Origin of the sequence: Alkalicoccus luteus, assembly GCF_052061695.1 — a bacterium.
Lineage (GTDB): Bacteria > Bacillota > Bacilli > Bacillales > Salisediminibacteriaceae > Alkalicoccus > Alkalicoccus luteus.
Genome location: NZ_JBPZEY010000002.1, coordinates 225,025 through 238,535, shown reverse-complemented (window position 1 = coordinate 238,535; position 13,511 = coordinate 225,025). Strand labels below are relative to the sequence as shown.

Annotated in this window: 13 protein-coding genes, 1 tRNA gene and 1 pseudogene; 4 read left to right on the top strand and 11 right to left on the bottom strand. The window is 46.1% G+C overall.

The features are described from left to right. Positions 1-6 precede the first annotated feature (6 nt). Positions 7-198, bottom strand: a pseudogene (locus ACSZLD_RS03405) (Rdx family protein); the annotation flags it as partial. A gap of 155 nt (positions 199-353) precedes the next feature. Here ACSZLD_RS03405 and selD point away from each other — a divergent pair. Then, positions 354-1,409 carry a selenide, water dikinase SelD gene (selD, locus tag ACSZLD_RS03400; protein ID WP_377908315.1) on the top strand — a complete coding sequence of 352 codons (1,056 nt, stop codon included), beginning with the start codon at positions 354-356 and terminating at the stop codon, positions 1,407-1,409. 83 nt (positions 1,410-1,492) lie between these two features. Here the strand turns inward: selD and selB are convergent, their stop codons facing one another. Continuing rightward, positions 1,493-3,379 (bottom strand): selenocysteine-specific translation elongation factor, encoded by a 1,887-nt coding sequence (selB, locus tag ACSZLD_RS03395; protein WP_444684219.1) that lies wholly within the window; start codon positions 3,377-3,379, stop codon positions 1,493-1,495. 106 nt (positions 3,380-3,485) lie between these two features. Between selB and ACSZLD_RS03390 the strand changes: the two genes are divergently transcribed. Both ACSZLD_RS03390 and ACSZLD_RS03385 read left to right on the top strand, forming a co-directional pair. Continuing rightward, positions 3,486-3,582 (top strand) — tRNA-Sec (locus tag ACSZLD_RS03390). A gap of 55 nt (positions 3,583-3,637) precedes the next feature. Further along, on the top strand, positions 3,638-4,081 hold the full coding sequence (locus ACSZLD_RS03385; RefSeq protein WP_377908562.1) for a DUF2621 domain-containing protein: 444 nt from the start codon (positions 3,638-3,640) through the stop codon (positions 4,079-4,081). 61 nt (positions 4,082-4,142) lie between these two features. Here ACSZLD_RS03385 and ACSZLD_RS03380 read toward each other — a convergent pair whose 3' ends face one another. From ACSZLD_RS03380 to yneA, 7 genes are all read right to left on the bottom strand, one after another. Then, entirely contained in the window at positions 4,143-4,652 is a 510-nt protein-coding gene (locus ACSZLD_RS03380) for a CcdC family protein (protein WP_377908313.1), read from the bottom strand. 96 nt (positions 4,653-4,748) lie between these two features. Further along, a complete protein-coding gene (gene mnmH, locus ACSZLD_RS03375) occupies positions 4,749-5,822 on the bottom strand; it encodes a tRNA 2-selenouridine(34) synthase MnmH (RefSeq protein ID WP_377908311.1) in 1,074 nt (357 codons plus the stop codon). A 113-nt stretch (positions 5,823-5,935) separates the two neighbouring features. After that, positions 5,936-6,157, bottom strand: coding sequence for a YneF family protein (locus ACSZLD_RS03370; protein ID WP_147802274.1), 222 nt, complete (start codon positions 6,155-6,157; stop codon positions 5,936-5,938). Between the two features lie 150 nt (positions 6,158-6,307). Further along, positions 6,308-8,305 carry a transketolase gene (tkt, locus tag ACSZLD_RS03365; RefSeq protein WP_444684302.1) on the bottom strand — a complete coding sequence of 666 codons (1,998 nt, stop codon included), beginning with the start codon at positions 8,303-8,305 and terminating at the stop codon, positions 6,308-6,310. 222 nt (positions 8,306-8,527) lie between these two features. Further along, positions 8,528-8,764: a DUF896 domain-containing protein gene (locus tag ACSZLD_RS03360; protein ID WP_377908310.1), complete on the bottom strand. Its 237-nt coding sequence runs from the start codon at positions 8,762-8,764 to the stop codon at positions 8,528-8,530. A 37-nt stretch (positions 8,765-8,801) separates the two neighbouring features. Next, complete coding sequence (locus tag ACSZLD_RS03355) at positions 8,802-9,470, bottom strand: YneB family resolvase-like protein (RefSeq protein ID WP_444684218.1); 669 nt, start codon at positions 9,468-9,470, stop codon at positions 8,802-8,804. Continuing rightward, a complete protein-coding gene (gene yneA / locus ACSZLD_RS03350; RefSeq protein ID WP_377908308.1) occupies positions 9,467-9,766 on the bottom strand; it encodes a cell division suppressor protein YneA in 300 nt (99 codons plus the stop codon). Before yneA ends, ACSZLD_RS03355 begins: the two co-directional genes overlap by 4 nt. A gap of 186 nt (positions 9,767-9,952) precedes the next feature. On the opposite strand from yneA, the gene lexA reads away from it, so the two are divergent. Beyond that, positions 9,953-10,573, top strand: a complete 621-nt coding sequence (lexA, locus tag ACSZLD_RS03345) for a transcriptional repressor LexA (protein ID WP_377908307.1) — start codon at positions 9,953-9,955, stop codon at positions 10,571-10,573. Between the two features lie 119 nt (positions 10,574-10,692). On the opposite strand, the gene glnA is transcribed toward lexA, so the two are convergent. Next, positions 10,693-12,036: a type I glutamate--ammonia ligase gene (glnA, locus tag ACSZLD_RS03340; RefSeq protein ID WP_377908306.1), complete on the bottom strand. Its 1,344-nt coding sequence runs from the start codon at positions 12,034-12,036 to the stop codon at positions 10,693-10,695. 199 nt (positions 12,037-12,235) lie between these two features. Next, positions 12,236-13,507 carry a methionine gamma-lyase family protein gene (locus tag ACSZLD_RS03335; protein ID WP_444684217.1) on the bottom strand — a complete coding sequence of 424 codons (1,272 nt, stop codon included), beginning with the start codon at positions 13,505-13,507 and terminating at the stop codon, positions 12,236-12,238. Positions 13,508-13,511: the final 4 nt, after the last annotated feature.

The following is a 13,511-nucleotide window of genomic DNA, read 5'->3' as shown; positions in this document are numbered from 1 at the left end:
TTTCAATCACTCCTGTTTGCTTTTTAGTTTTACTATTACCTCCGAAGCTTCCGGAAACCGTCCCGACTCCAGCTTTGAATAGATTTTCACATCATCTGTAAACACTTCAAACGCCCCGCCTGATGACGGAATGAGCTCTACTTGATCAATTTCCCGCCTCAATTCATTAAATAGTTCTGCCGCGAAACTCGCAGCCTTTGGCGCATAGTTTCACTGCATACAGAATTCAATTCGGATTCTCATCCATCAGCCCCCCTGACATCCTTCTTTACATGTTATTCTAGTGTATTGCTTTATCCTGGTCAATTGCAGCGTTATAATGAGAACGTACGTAAAGGAGAGGAGGACTTGAAATGACTATATTTCATAATGAAAAACGTTTAACGCAAATGACAAAGAAAGCTGGTTGAGGGTGCAAAATTGGTCCTGAGGACCTGACGCAGGTTCTGCGTCATTTGCCTAAAGATAATGGTAATGAAAAGTTGCTGGTAGGAATCGATACAAAAGATGATGCCGGCGTTTATCAGCTTACCGATGATACTGCTCTAGTGCAAACTGTGGACTACTTCACTCCAATCGTTGACGATCCTTATATGTTTGGACAAATTTCAGCGGCAAACGCACTGAGTGACGTATATGCGATGGGCGGAACACCGGTCACCGTACTGAATATCGTCGGATTTCCGATTAAAAAACTTGATCCTTCCATTTTAGCAGCCATTTTAAAAGGTGCATCTGATAAAGTGAAAGAATCGGGAGCTGTCATTGCAGGTGGACATTCAATCGATGATCCTGAACCAAAATTCGGATTGAGCTGCACGGGAACGGTGCATCCTGACCGTATTTTCCGTAACGTAGGTTCTAAGCCTGGTGATGCCATTGTGCTAACGAAGCCGTTAGGTGCCGGCATTTTAACAACTGCCGTTAAGTTCGGCAAAGCTTCCGAACAAGAGATTGATCAAGTTCAGGAAACAATGGCTTGGCTCAATAAAGAAGCTGCCGAAAAGCTGGCTGCTTACCAGCCAACCGCTGTCACAGATGTGACAGGATTCGGTTTGATCGGCCATGGATATGAAATGGCGGAAGGAAGCGGCGTCAGTTTCCACTTTGACTTTATGAAAATACCGTTTCTGCCAGGTACATCAAGACACGCTAAAGCAGGAACCATTCCTGGCGGGACAAAAGAAAACATTAAATGGCTGGAAAATGAAACACAGTACAGCCCTGCAATGGAACCGCACGAGAAAGCTGCTGCTGCAGATGCCATAACGTCCGGCGGACTGATGATCACGATGAATAAAGAAGAAGCTGCAGCTTACATCGAGGATATGAAAGATTCTAAATTTCCTGCTGTCATTGTGGGATATGTGACGGAACCATCCGAAAAAACGGTTCACATCCACAAATAAGGCAGCCTCTGCGTACTATCAATATAGAGCCGTCCGCTTTGGACGGCTCTATGATTCTATCGACGACTTTTAAGTTAAGCAGTTCAAACAAAAGTTGACGGGTCGGACCAGATCCGATCTCCTTCCTTTCGCCTCGTCCATCCCTGCCGGTCAAACGATTCCAGCAGTGGGACGAGGTATTTTCTCGTGATTCCTAATGCTGCCTTCGCATCCTGCAGGGTTAACGTTTGCGGATATTTGTCATAAAGCCGCCCTGCAGCGGTTTTTACGGCGGAATAATGAAATAACAGATCGTCGGCCGCTTCAACAGCAATATCTTGATTGACCAAAAAATGCTTTAACTCTGTCATCCATTTTTCTGGGATACCTGCTTTTGCACTTATCGTCGAGAATGTTTCCGGCATCAGCTCTGCTTCAGCTAGCGCAGACTCCACCTGCTGCATTCTTTTTTCCCACTCTTTCGGATAGTGAGCCTGATGAGTTATTGCAGAAATAAACCTTCCATCAATACGATAATTGTCTTCGGACGTCCCTATGCGAATCAGCGCCTCCGATATTTGTTTGGCATATGGAGAAGAACCAGCAGTCTCTGCAATATCTTTTCCCCGCCTCATTGGATAAGCTTCGTGAAACTCTTGCAGCTGAGCAGTAACAGCACGAACAGTTCGTTCCAAATGATGTTTTGTATAGAGCCATTTCCCAGTTTCTTTAACAAGCTCTTCATTCAGCGCCTCGTTTATCTCTTCTTCAGTGAACGCCCCCTTTTCTTTGACAGCTTTTCTTTCAGAAGGACCGGATTGATTTAAAAAGAGCTCGAGACGCTCTGCTGGCGTTCCTTTTGCTTTCTCTGCTAAAAGTGCAACTGTTTTATCTCCAAAGCGGTACTTAGAGGCTGCAGGATCAATTACTTCACCTCCGCCTATTGTTTCCGGAGGAGTTGCCCGTCTCAAAATAAAGCGGCTTCCTTTCCAGACGGCTGCTTCCGTATCAAGTTCAAGCTGGCAATAGACCGTTCCCTCTGTTCCAGGCTCCAGCTTATTCCGGTCAAAATAAACAATCCTGCCGGTTACTTCCGTAGTCCCCGTGAAAAATTTAATTGTTTGCCGTTGTTTTAACGGGTATTGAAACAACCTTCCCGGTCTCATCCAGATGTCCAGCCGTTTAGTGGGAGGAGTTATTTCAGAAACAAGCACCGTACCTCTGCCGGCCTCATCTGTGCTTATGCCATGAAGATTCAATGCGGCCCTGTCTCCGGCGTGTGCTGCAGGCAGTTTCGTGCCGAATGACTGAATCTGCTTCACTCGTGTTTCTTTTTTGTTTGGAAGAAGGTAAAGGACATCTCCTTCAGTCACCGTTCCTGAATGGATCGTTCCTCTCACGACCGTGCCGTGACCGGTTACTGAAAATGATTGGTCAACCGGCATTCGGAATATTCCTCCCTCTGTCCGGAGCTGTGCACGTAAAGCAGTGCGCTGTGCTGACTCTCTCAAAGCATCCAGCCCTTCTCCTCTAACTGCATCCGTCACGACCAGTTCCGCCCCTTCTAAAAATGTTCCGGCACAAGCTTCACGGATATCTTCTTCAACCAGATCAAGCATCTCGTCATCCGCTTTTGAGGATTTTGTAATGACAATAATGCCTAAATCAATCCCCAGCAGTTCCAAAATGATTAAATGCTCCCTCGTTTGAGGCATAACTCCCTCATCTGCCGCAACCGTAAGCATAACGGCATCAATACCAGCTACGCCTGCAATCATTTGCCGGATAAACCGCTCGTGCCCGGGGACATCAATGATTGCAGCCCGGACACCTTCAGCGATCGTCCAGGGGGCATAGCCAGGTTCGATGGATATCATCCGTTCCTTTTCTTCACTTAATCTATCGGTATCTACGTGGGTTAATGCTTTCGTTAACGTTGTTTTTCCATGATCGATGTGACCTGCCATACCAAATGTAATAAACTGTGTCATCTGCCTCACCACTTTCGTTTTCCTGCATGCATCATAGCATTTCAGGAAGCATATTTGCATCCTATTGTGCTTTTCGAGTATAATTGTCTACGACGCAGTATTACATGGGGCCGGCTGTGTAGCTGGTGCTTACCTGGGCCTTCAAAGCCTTTTGGGAGGCGCGTGCCGTCTCCGGTGGGTTCGATTCCCACACGGTCCCGCCAACATCTGCATTAGATTGAAAAGAAAGCAGGTGACGCTCCGTTGGAAGATATATTTATGTGGTTTATCCTGCTGTGGTCGATACTCGTATTTGTACTAGTTGCGATCGGCGGATATTTTATGTTCCGTAAATTTTTGAAGAAAATGCCAAAAAAAGATGGTAAATCCATTTTGGATTGGCAGGACTACTATATTGATAAAACGCTTCATTTGTGGACCGACGATAAAAAAGCGCTCTTAAATGAATTAACTGAACCCGTCCCTGAATTATTTCGTGATATCGCCAAACAGAAAATTGCCGGTAAAATTGGCCAGTTTGCGCTTGAAGAAAAGGCTGACTATTTATCACAGGAACTTATTATAAAAGGTTATATTGCTGCGACGCCTAAACGGGATCATAAATTTCTAAGAAAGAAATTGAAGGAAAAAAATATTGATGCTGCACCTTATGAAAAATATTTCAGGCAATCTCCTGAACGAGGGACGTCATCAGCTGTGTAAAAAAGCAGAAAGCCGCCGGATCAAAACGATCCGGCGGCTTTCTGCTTTAGTAATTGGATATTCAGGCTGAGCCGGCTGGTTCCTGCAGCGGTTCTTTTTCCTGCCGGCCGAGAAAATCTTTTTGGACACGCCGGAATTTCACATACATAGCAATTCTCCAAGGCAGCAGCATTCCAAACGCGAGAAGGAAAAACATTCCCGCAAGCACTTCATATGAAAAGTAAATACCAAGTGCAAGCTTGACAACAAGTCGTACTCCCAGCAGTCCCATCAGAATAACTGGAAACCACTTGGATCGTTTCATGTAGACATCTCCATGTCGAATTTCAAATGACGATGTTTTAATTAGAATAATAGAAAATAGCAATCCTACTGTAAACGCTTCAGCTGCCTCCAGCCAGGTGATCTGCTGAACCGGCGGATATAAAAACATAAGAAAGCCGGTAGACATCGCTGCGGGCGGTATTAAAATTTTCTTTACCGACGCAGGTTTTTTCATGGCTCTCATACGAATTACTACAGCGGCACAAGCCATCAGAAAGGCAGCTACTGCAAACAGCACTGCATACATAGCGCTCCCCCCTATCGCACTCCCGCGTTCAGTATAGCATATTCAGCGAGCCAGATGCTTCCCTGAATAAACAGTAATGGGACAATAACCTGCCTGCTATGTTTTCAGTTGATCAGCCTGCTCTTCAACCGCTTCGCTGATCGCCTGGAGAATTTGCTCCTGCGTCATGTCTTCTATATGCACAGGATAGATCCTCTCGTTCTCGGTATACTCCTGCTGCTTATGTGAATATCTAGGATCATAATAAGAGGTCAGTAATTCTTCAAAAATGGCAGCGTAGTCATCTTTTTGCTCGGCAGCTTCGATAACTTCAAGCGAATAAGGCTTGAGTCTTTTTTTCAAGCGATCCAATGCCTGTTTAAACGATTCCGCGTTTTCTGTTGGCTTATATTCCTTCAGCAGATACGCAACACGGTTTTTCATGGAATCATGCAGCTCTACATATGCGCCTTTTTCTTTTATTTGCTGAAGCCATTCCGGCAGAACAATAGGTCCGATCCGTTTGCTCTCTGCTTCCATAATCATATAAGGGAAATGCTCAAGATTCTGCAGTTCTTTCATAAGCAGCCATTCAAACTGCTTTTGAGACCGTTTTTCTAATCCAATGTGACCGAATATCGAACCTCGGTGACTAGCGAGGCCTTCCAGATTTAATACGGGCCATGACTTTTTTTGAAGCTCTTCCAGCCAAACCGTTTTTCTAGTGCCGGTATAACCTCCAATTACAATTGCCTTCCATGGCAAAGTGGACAATCGCTCCAGTTCGACCTGCACATATCTTCTGATTGAGCGTATTCCGCCTTCCAGCTGGAGAACCGGCAGCTTCAATGAGGCAAACAGGGAGACAAAACTTCCGCTTCGCATCCCGCCTCTTGCACAGGCTATAACGACTGGTTTTGCTCCGTTTTCCGTCAGTTCTTTTATCGTCTGGTAATATTCCGGAAGCTTTTCAGCAAAATGTGTAATTCCGATATCTTTTGCACGCTCGGGGTCCACCTGCTTATACGTAGTGCCGACTTCAACGCGCTCCTCGTCCGTAAAGAGAGGAAGGTTAATGCTTCCCGGATATGAAAAATGTGCAAATTCTCCCGGTGAGCGGACATCAACAACTGGCAGGTTTTTCTCCAGCATTTTTGTTACCTGTATGGAGGGAAGTTCAAGGGTACTCATCGTTTGTTCACCTGCTCTTTCAGTATCCCCGGATATGAAAAAAGCTGTTCGATCAGCTCGAACAGCCACCCTTCTTCCGGGTTTCAAATGCACGTTCAGCAGAACAAATCGCTTTATTTATCGTTCGCGTTGTTCATTGCTTTCATCATTTGATTAATTTTCTTTTGAGACGGATTCATGCCCATCTGCATCATCATCACTCGCAGCATTTTTTCATTAATCGGCGGATTCTTCTTCATATAATTCATCATATATTTTCTCGCGATGAAAAAACCAAGTGCAATTCCTGCCAGTAAAGCGATGACAATTAACAATATCGCAAGCCACAGCTGCATCGCCTGACCCTCCTTCTACTCACAATTCCTAACCTCCATTAGTATACATGAGAGCAGTCCATTTGCAAAGAAGCTTTTGGACAGGATTCGCTATTTATCAGCTAAAAAACAGATGGTCTGATTCAGCTCAGACCATCTGGAACACGGCACTTATTTGTTTAAAAGCTGTTTAAATCGGTTTACAACGTTGTCTGTATGGAATCCATACTCCTTCATAATCTGATCACCTGGTGCTGAGGCACCAAATGTTTCAATCCCGAGCACAGACCCTTCTGAACCAGTATAACGCTCCCATCCAAGCGGAGAAGCTACTTCAATAGCCAGTCGAGCCTTCACATCGGATGGCAGTACAGATTCTTTATACGCATCTGACTGCTTGTCAAAGCGGTCCCAGCTTGGAACAGATACAACTGATACAAAAATGCCTTCTTTTTCAAGCGCAGACTGTGCATCCACTGCTAGTGACACTTCTGAACCTGAGGCGAGCAGCAGGCCGTCTGGACGTCCATTTGCTTCGCTAATTACATACGCGCCTTTTTTAACACCTTCCAAAGCTGAATCCTTTGACCCTGGCAGCACTGGCAGGCCTTGTCGAGTCAGCACGAGTGCGGTCGGATGATCCTTAGATTCAACAGCAAGTCTCCAGGCCGCAGCTGTCTCATTGCCGTCAGCAGGTCGAATAAGGGAAAGCCCTGGCATCGCACGGAGAGATGGAAGCTGTTCAACCGGTTCGTGAGTTGGACCGTCTTCCCCAACAGCGATACTGTCATGTGTAAAGACAAACGTAGACGGAATTTTCATCAAGGCTGCAAGCCGGACTGCCGGTCGCAGGTAATCAGAAAAGACGAAGAATGTAGCGCCGTAAGGTTTAACTCCCCCGTGAAGAGCCATGCCATTAACGGCAGCCGCCATTGCAAATTCTCTTACGCCGAACCAGATGTTTCGTCCTGCGTAGTTGTTGCGGCTAAAGTCTTCTTCACCATTCAGCATCGTTTTATTGGATGATGCAAGGTCTGCAGACCCTCCAAACAGATTAGGTACCCGGCCGGCAATGGCATTTAGCACTTCGCCCCCGGATGCTCTTGTAGCGGATTTATCGCCTTCCTCATATACAGGGATATCAACATCCCAGTCTTCCGGAAGCTCGTTGTGAATCGCTCGTTCGAGCTGTGCGCCGAGCTCGGGATATTCTTCTTTATAAGACGCGAAAAGATTGTTCCACGCCTCTTCCTGCTGCTGTCCTTTTTCTTTCTGACTGTTGTAATGCGCTTTTACTTCGTCAGGAATATAGAACGGTTCTTTATATTCCCAGTTGTACGCTTTTTTAGCAGCTGCAGCTTCTTCTTCTCCAAGCGGAGCACCGTGGGAAGCCGACTTCCCGCTCTTGTTCGGAGACCCGTACCCGATAACTGTCTTTACTTCAATCATCGATGGACGATCATCCGCTTTCGCTTCTTCAACAGCTTTTGTGATTGCTTCAAGGTCATTGCCATCCTCTACGTACAATACATGCCATCCATACGCACGGTACCGGTCAGCTACGCTTTCAGAGAATGACTGGTGCAGATCGCCATCCAGTGAGATGTCGTTGGAATCGTAGAGAACAATCAGTTTACCGAGTTTCAGGTGTCCAGCGAGAGAGGCCGATTCAGCCGAAACCCCTTCCATTAGATCACCATCTCCACAGATCGTGTACGTATAGTGGTCGATCAGGTCGTATCCAGGCTTGTTATACACTGCGCTAAGGTGCGCTTCAGCCATCGCAAAGCCCGTAGCCATCGCAATTCCCTGTCCAAGCGGTCCAGTAGTTGCCTCAACGCCGGGGGTGTGCTTATATTCAGGGTGGCCAGGAGTACGGCTGTTGAACTGTCGGAAGTTCTTCAAATCATCAAGCGTTACATCATAGCCGTGCAGGTGCAGCAGGCTGTAAAGCAGCATGGATCCATGACCTGCTGACAGGATGAATCTGTCCCGGTTAAACCAGTCAGGATTCGCCGGGTTGTGCTGCATAAATTCAGTGAATAACTTGTACGCCATCGGTGCAGAGCCCATTGGCATACCCGGATGTCCGGAATTAGCTTTTTCAATGCTGTCAATTGATAGGGTACGGATCGTATTAATCGACAGTTGATCAACGGAAGTGGTCATTGTCATGAATTAACACCCTCACTTTGCGTTTTAATTTACCTTACTCGTTTTATGATATATGTTTCGCACCGGTTAGACAACCAGAAAACGAAACTTTGCACACAATTGTACGTACGTCTGCAGGCTGGCGTATCGTTGACAGGCGCGGGTTCAGTCTATTTGTTCATTCAATGAACAAATAGACTGATAAAAAACCATTCCTTTATAAGAATGGTTTATCTGCTAATGAATAATATTGTTGTTCCGTTTTTCCGCTTTCAGCTTTTCCGGCGTTACATCATTTCCTTCTTCATCAACCACTTTAACAGAGCTCAGTTGATTACGAAAACTGCTGCGAACGTTTTTTAAATATTCCTGGCGCAGCTCTTTTTGTTCTTTTTGTTCTTTGATAGATAAACCGTCTGCCTTAGCTTTTTTAGCTAATAGGTTAATCCGGTCGAGTTTTTCTTTACTGATCACCTGTAACATGCCTCCAATTATAAATAATAGGTTCATTTTACCGGTTCACAGAATCGTTTTCAAGCAGTCTGCTCTCATGCACGTATTCCCGGTACCTTCTATGAGCAGTAGCTTTGGAAACCGTAAATCCAAGCCCACGCATCATGACTGCAATCTCATGAAACGTCATTCCGTTGTGACGAAGCCGGACGATTTCCTCTACCGGGACCTCCATTTTTTTACGGCCGCCGAGGCGATGCCGTTCCAAATTATTGTGAGGTTTGTAGCCGCCATCAACCGCCTTCTTCATCCCGCGCTTGATCTTCGCATTTTGAAGCTTGCGCTGATATTCTTCGACAAGCGATACAATTTCCAATACCATTGAATCAGTCTCTGAAACTTGCAGCTTCCCATTATCCTTAATGGAATAAACAGTGCAGTCATATTTACGAAGCTGGTGCAGTAGAGCCATCCTGGCATTCCCTCGTCCAAGCCGGGTTTCATCCTGAATAAGCAAACAAGCATCTTCAGTTTCTTTCATTCCCTCCAGGATCGTGAGAATCCCAGGCCTGTCGACGTCATAACCGCTCGCTTCCTCCCGTTCAATTTGTACCGTATTCATTCCCCATTCTTTTGCAGCTGCCGCCAGCTCTTCTTCCTGCCGTGCCAACGAACTTTGCTGTGTTTCTTTTTCAGTGCTTACGCGGCAGTATATAAAAGCATTCACTCTGATGCCACTCCAATCCACTCGCCTGGCACGGTTAATGATTGTCCAGGATAAATTGTTTCATTGTCCAGCTCATTTTCCTGCTTCAGCCAGTATACGGTTTCTTCCAGCTTCATGTCCAGCTCTTCAGACATAGAATCAGCTACAGTCCAAAGTGATTCACCTTCCTTCACCACGTGTTCGCCGTCGGCCGGCATAACAGGATGATCTTCTCCGGTTACCCCGGCTGCTGAGAAAATAGCAGCTGCTGCAAGTAGTGATGTTACTGGTCCTGTGATGTTCCAATGCCTGATCATAACTGTTCGCCCCTTTGTTCGCAGGAATATTTGTTCGTACATTCTATAAACAGCTTACAAGGAACGAACGTTCGTGTCAACATTAAAATAGAACGAACGTTTGCGAAACCTTTGTTCTCATGCTATACTTTTCCATAAGGAAATATAAGCTCGAATGTTTCTAACCTAAAATAATGAGGTGTTTACATGACGAAATTATCCACCCGGCAGCAGGCGATCCTCGATTTTATCCGGGATGAGGTCAAGGATAAAGGCTATCCTCCGTCCGTCAGAGAGATTGGTGAAGCAGTCGGTCTCGCTTCCAGCTCGACCGTTCACGGCCATCTTTCCAGATTAGAAAAAAAAGGCTTTATTCGTCGCGATCCTACAAAGCCGAGAGCGATTGAAGTTATTGGTCAGGAGGGTGACCAGTCTATTGCGCATACCCCGTCTATCTCTGTTCCTGTAATTGGTAAGGTAACGGCCGGGCAGCCGATAACCGCGATTGAAAATGTTGAAGAGTATGTTCCACTTCCGGCTAGTCTCGCACAGGATGAAGAATCGTTTATTCTGGAGATTTCTGGTGATTCCATGATCGAAGCCGGTATATTCGACGGTGATTACGTCGTTGTACGCCAGCAGGCCCATGCGGATAATGGAGATATTGTCGTAGCCATGACCGATGAAAACGAAGCTACTGTCAAACGTTTTTTTAAAGAGAAGGATTATTTCCGCCTTCAGCCGGAAAACGCTTCTCTCGAGCCGATCATCTTAGATTACGTTCAAATTCTCGGTAAGGTTGTCGGGGTGTTCCGCACGCTTCATTAAACGGGAATAACCGATGACTGTACAGCAGCGCCTCCTGAACAATCAGGAGGCGCTGCTGTTTTATGCGGCTAAATTCACAAAAGAAGAGCTGTCCGGATGCGGACAGCTCTTCGCTATTCTTAATACGTCTGGATGTACTGCTCGCGCTCCCAAGGGTGAACCTGGGTGGCAAACATATCCCACTCAATTTCTTTCGCTTCAATGAAGTGTTCCAGAGCATGGCTTCCGAGTGATTTCGTAATCGTCTCGTTTTTTGCCAATGCTTCAATCGCTTCTTTCAGTGATGCAGGAAGCGCCTGGATGCCTTCTGCTTCACGCTCCTGTGCATCCATCGCATAGATATTGCGGTTTGTTTCTTCTGGCGGAGTAAGCTTCTTGCGCACCCCGTCAAGGCCTGCTGCCAGAAGTGCTGCCATTGCCAGATACGGATTAGCTGCAGGGTCTACGCTGCGTACCTCGATACGTGTGGAAAGACCACGTGAAGAAGGAATACGCACGAGCGGTGAACGGTTACGCATGGACCATGCGATGTAGCAAGGTGCTTCATAACCTGGTACGAGTCGTTTGTAGGAGTTAACGGTTGGATTCGTAATGGCAGTAAAAGCATCTGCATGCTTAAGAATACCAGCCAGGAATTGCATAGCTGTTTCACTCATGCCAGTTTCTGTTGACTCATCATAGAATGCATTATCTTTTTCACTGCGGAAAAGAGACATGTTTGCATGCATTCCATTACCATTCACACCGAAAAGCGGCTTTGGCATGAATGTAGCATGCAATCCGTGTTTACGCGCAATTGTTTTAACAACGAGCTTAAACGTCTGGATGTTATCAGCTGTTGTAACAGCATCCGCGTATTTGAAGTCAATCTCATGCTGACCAGGTGCTACCTCGTGGTGGGAAGCTTCAATTTCAAAGCCCATATCCTCCAGTTCAAGCACGATGTCGCGTCGGCAGTTCTCCCCAAGGTCTGTAGGCGCAAGGTCAAAATATCCGCCTTTATCATTAAGTTCAAGAGTCGGCTCTCCGTTTTCATCATTTTTGAACAGGAAGAATTCCGGCTCAGGTCCAATATTGAAGTCGGAGAATCCGAGATCTTCTGCTTCTTTAAGTACTTTTTTAAGAATTCCGCGTGGATCACCGGCAAACGGCGTGCGGTCTTTATCCGGGTTGTGAACGTCACAAATCAGACGAGCCACTTTTCCTTTTTCGGGAGTCCAAGGGAATACAACCCACGTTTCAAGGTCCGGATGAAGATACATATCGGATTCTTCAATTCGAACGAAACCTTCGATGGAGGATCCATCAAACATCATCAGATTGTCGAGCGCTTTTGGAAGCTGGTCCACCGGGATTTCAACGTTCTTGATGATTCCCAGCAAATCAGTGAACTGTAGTCGGATAAACTTAACGTTTTCCTCCTCAGCCATTTTCATTATGTCTTTTTTAGTCGTATTGCTCATGTTTATATTCTCCTCCTTCGATAATCTGAACAGCTTCAGGTAATTCTGAAAACTGCGATAGTTGTATCCTACCGAACTTTACGAGTGATGAAAAGGTGATTGTCAGATAATCTAACAGGGAAATTTTCTGACAATCAAAATCGTGGTTCATGTGCTTTTGACTGAAATCATCGCCTTTTATCTCACCTATAATCCATCTTCATCTGTTTTTCTCGTGTTCTCTGCTTATTCCATTTGACACAGCTGCAGCAGCCGCTTCCGTTACTGCTGTTTTTACATGTTCAAACGTGAGCCCGCCCTGGACATATGCTCGGTAAGGCGGTCGCAGCGGCCCGTCAGCTGAAAGCTCAATACTTGCGCCTTGAACAAATGCACCGGCTGCCATAATGACATCGTCGCTGTATCCCGGCATTGGAGAAGGCTGCGGGGTGACATGCGCATCTACTGGGGAATACTGTTGAATTGTTTGGCAGAAGGCCGTCATTTCTTCGGCAGAGTTAAAATGAACAGACTGTATTAAATCTGTGCGCGCTTCACAAGCTTTCGGGTCGACGGTCATCCCTGCTTTTTCGAGAAGAGCTGCCGTGAATACAGCTCCTTTGAGTGCTTCGCCAACGACATGAGGAGCAAGGAAAAAGCCTTGAAACATACCATGCAGGACTCCTGTCGTCGCGCCCCCTTCTGCTCCAATTCCGGGAGCTGCAAGGCGATTTGCACACTTCTTCAGCAACTCATCCCTCCCGCAAATATAACCTCCGGTAAGCGCTAAGCCTCCCCCCGGATTTTTGATCAGCGAACCAGCGATTAAGTCAGCACCTGCGTGGCCCGGTTCTTTATCTTCCACAAATTCACCGTAACAATTATCTACAAACACAATTACATCCGGATAAACGGCTTTTAGCGATCGAATGACCTGCTCCATCTCTTTTATTTTTATGGAAGGACGATCTCCATACCCTCTGGAACGCTGGATTCCGATCACTTTTGTTCGGTCAGTTATCTGCCTTAACACTTCATTAACATCAATGCTGCCGTTTGTTAACTCAATTTCTCTGTACGATATATTGTAATCCTTAAGAGAACCGCCCCCAGCTTCTCCTTTTAATCCAATCACCTCCTCAAGCGTGTCATAGGGGCGGCCCGTGATATAAAGCAGTTCATCACCAGGCCGCAGCACGCCGAATAAAGCGGTGCTGATCGCATGAGTACCAGAGACAAACTGGCTTCTGACAAGTGCTGATTCAGTAGCAAATACATCGGCATATATTTCTTCGAGCTTATCTCTTCCCGCGTCGTCATATCCATATCCTGTAGACGGCGCAAAATGAAAATCAGACACCTCCGCTTTTCGGAATGCATTTAACACTCGCTTTTGATTTGTTTCTACCGTTTTACCTATTGTGAAAAACCGTTCCAACAAGCTGCGGTGGACAGCTTCACTCATAGCAGTAATCGTAGATCGTTCCATCATAATA

Bases quoted from the DNA above. Each gene is read 5' to 3' on its own strand.
- selB (WP_444684219.1), bottom strand. From the start codon at position 3,379: ATGACACAGTTTATTACATTTGGTATGGCAGGTCACATCGATCATGGA.
- ACSZLD_RS03385 (WP_377908562.1), top strand. From the start codon at position 3,638: ATGTGGTTTATCCTGCTGTGGTCGATACTCGTATTTGTACTAGTTGCG.
- ACSZLD_RS03380 (WP_377908313.1), bottom strand. From the start codon at position 4,652: ATGTATGCAGTGCTGTTTGCAGTAGCTGCCTTTCTGATGGCTTGTGCC.
- mnmH (WP_377908311.1), bottom strand. From the start codon at position 5,822: ATGAGTACCCTTGAACTTCCCTCCATACAGGTAACAAAAATGCTGGAG.
- ACSZLD_RS03370 (WP_147802274.1), bottom strand. From the start codon at position 6,157: ATGCAGCTGTGGCTTGCGATATTGTTAATTGTCATCGCTTTACTGGCA.
- tkt (WP_444684302.1), bottom strand. From the start codon at position 8,305: ATGACCACTTCCGTTGATCAACTGTCGATTAATACGATCCGTACCCTA.
- yneA (WP_377908308.1), bottom strand. From the start codon at position 9,766: ATGATCAGGCATTGGAACATCACAGGACCAGTAACATCACTACTTGCA.
- lexA (WP_377908307.1), top strand. From the start codon at position 9,953: ATGACGAAATTATCCACCCGGCAGCAGGCGATCCTCGATTTTATCCGG.
- glnA (WP_377908306.1), bottom strand. From the start codon at position 12,036: ATGAGCAATACGACTAAAAAAGACATAATGAAAATGGCTGAGGAGGAA.
- ACSZLD_RS03335 (WP_444684217.1), bottom strand. From the start codon at position 13,507: ATGATGGAACGATCTACGATTACTGCTATGAGTGAAGCTGTCCACCGC.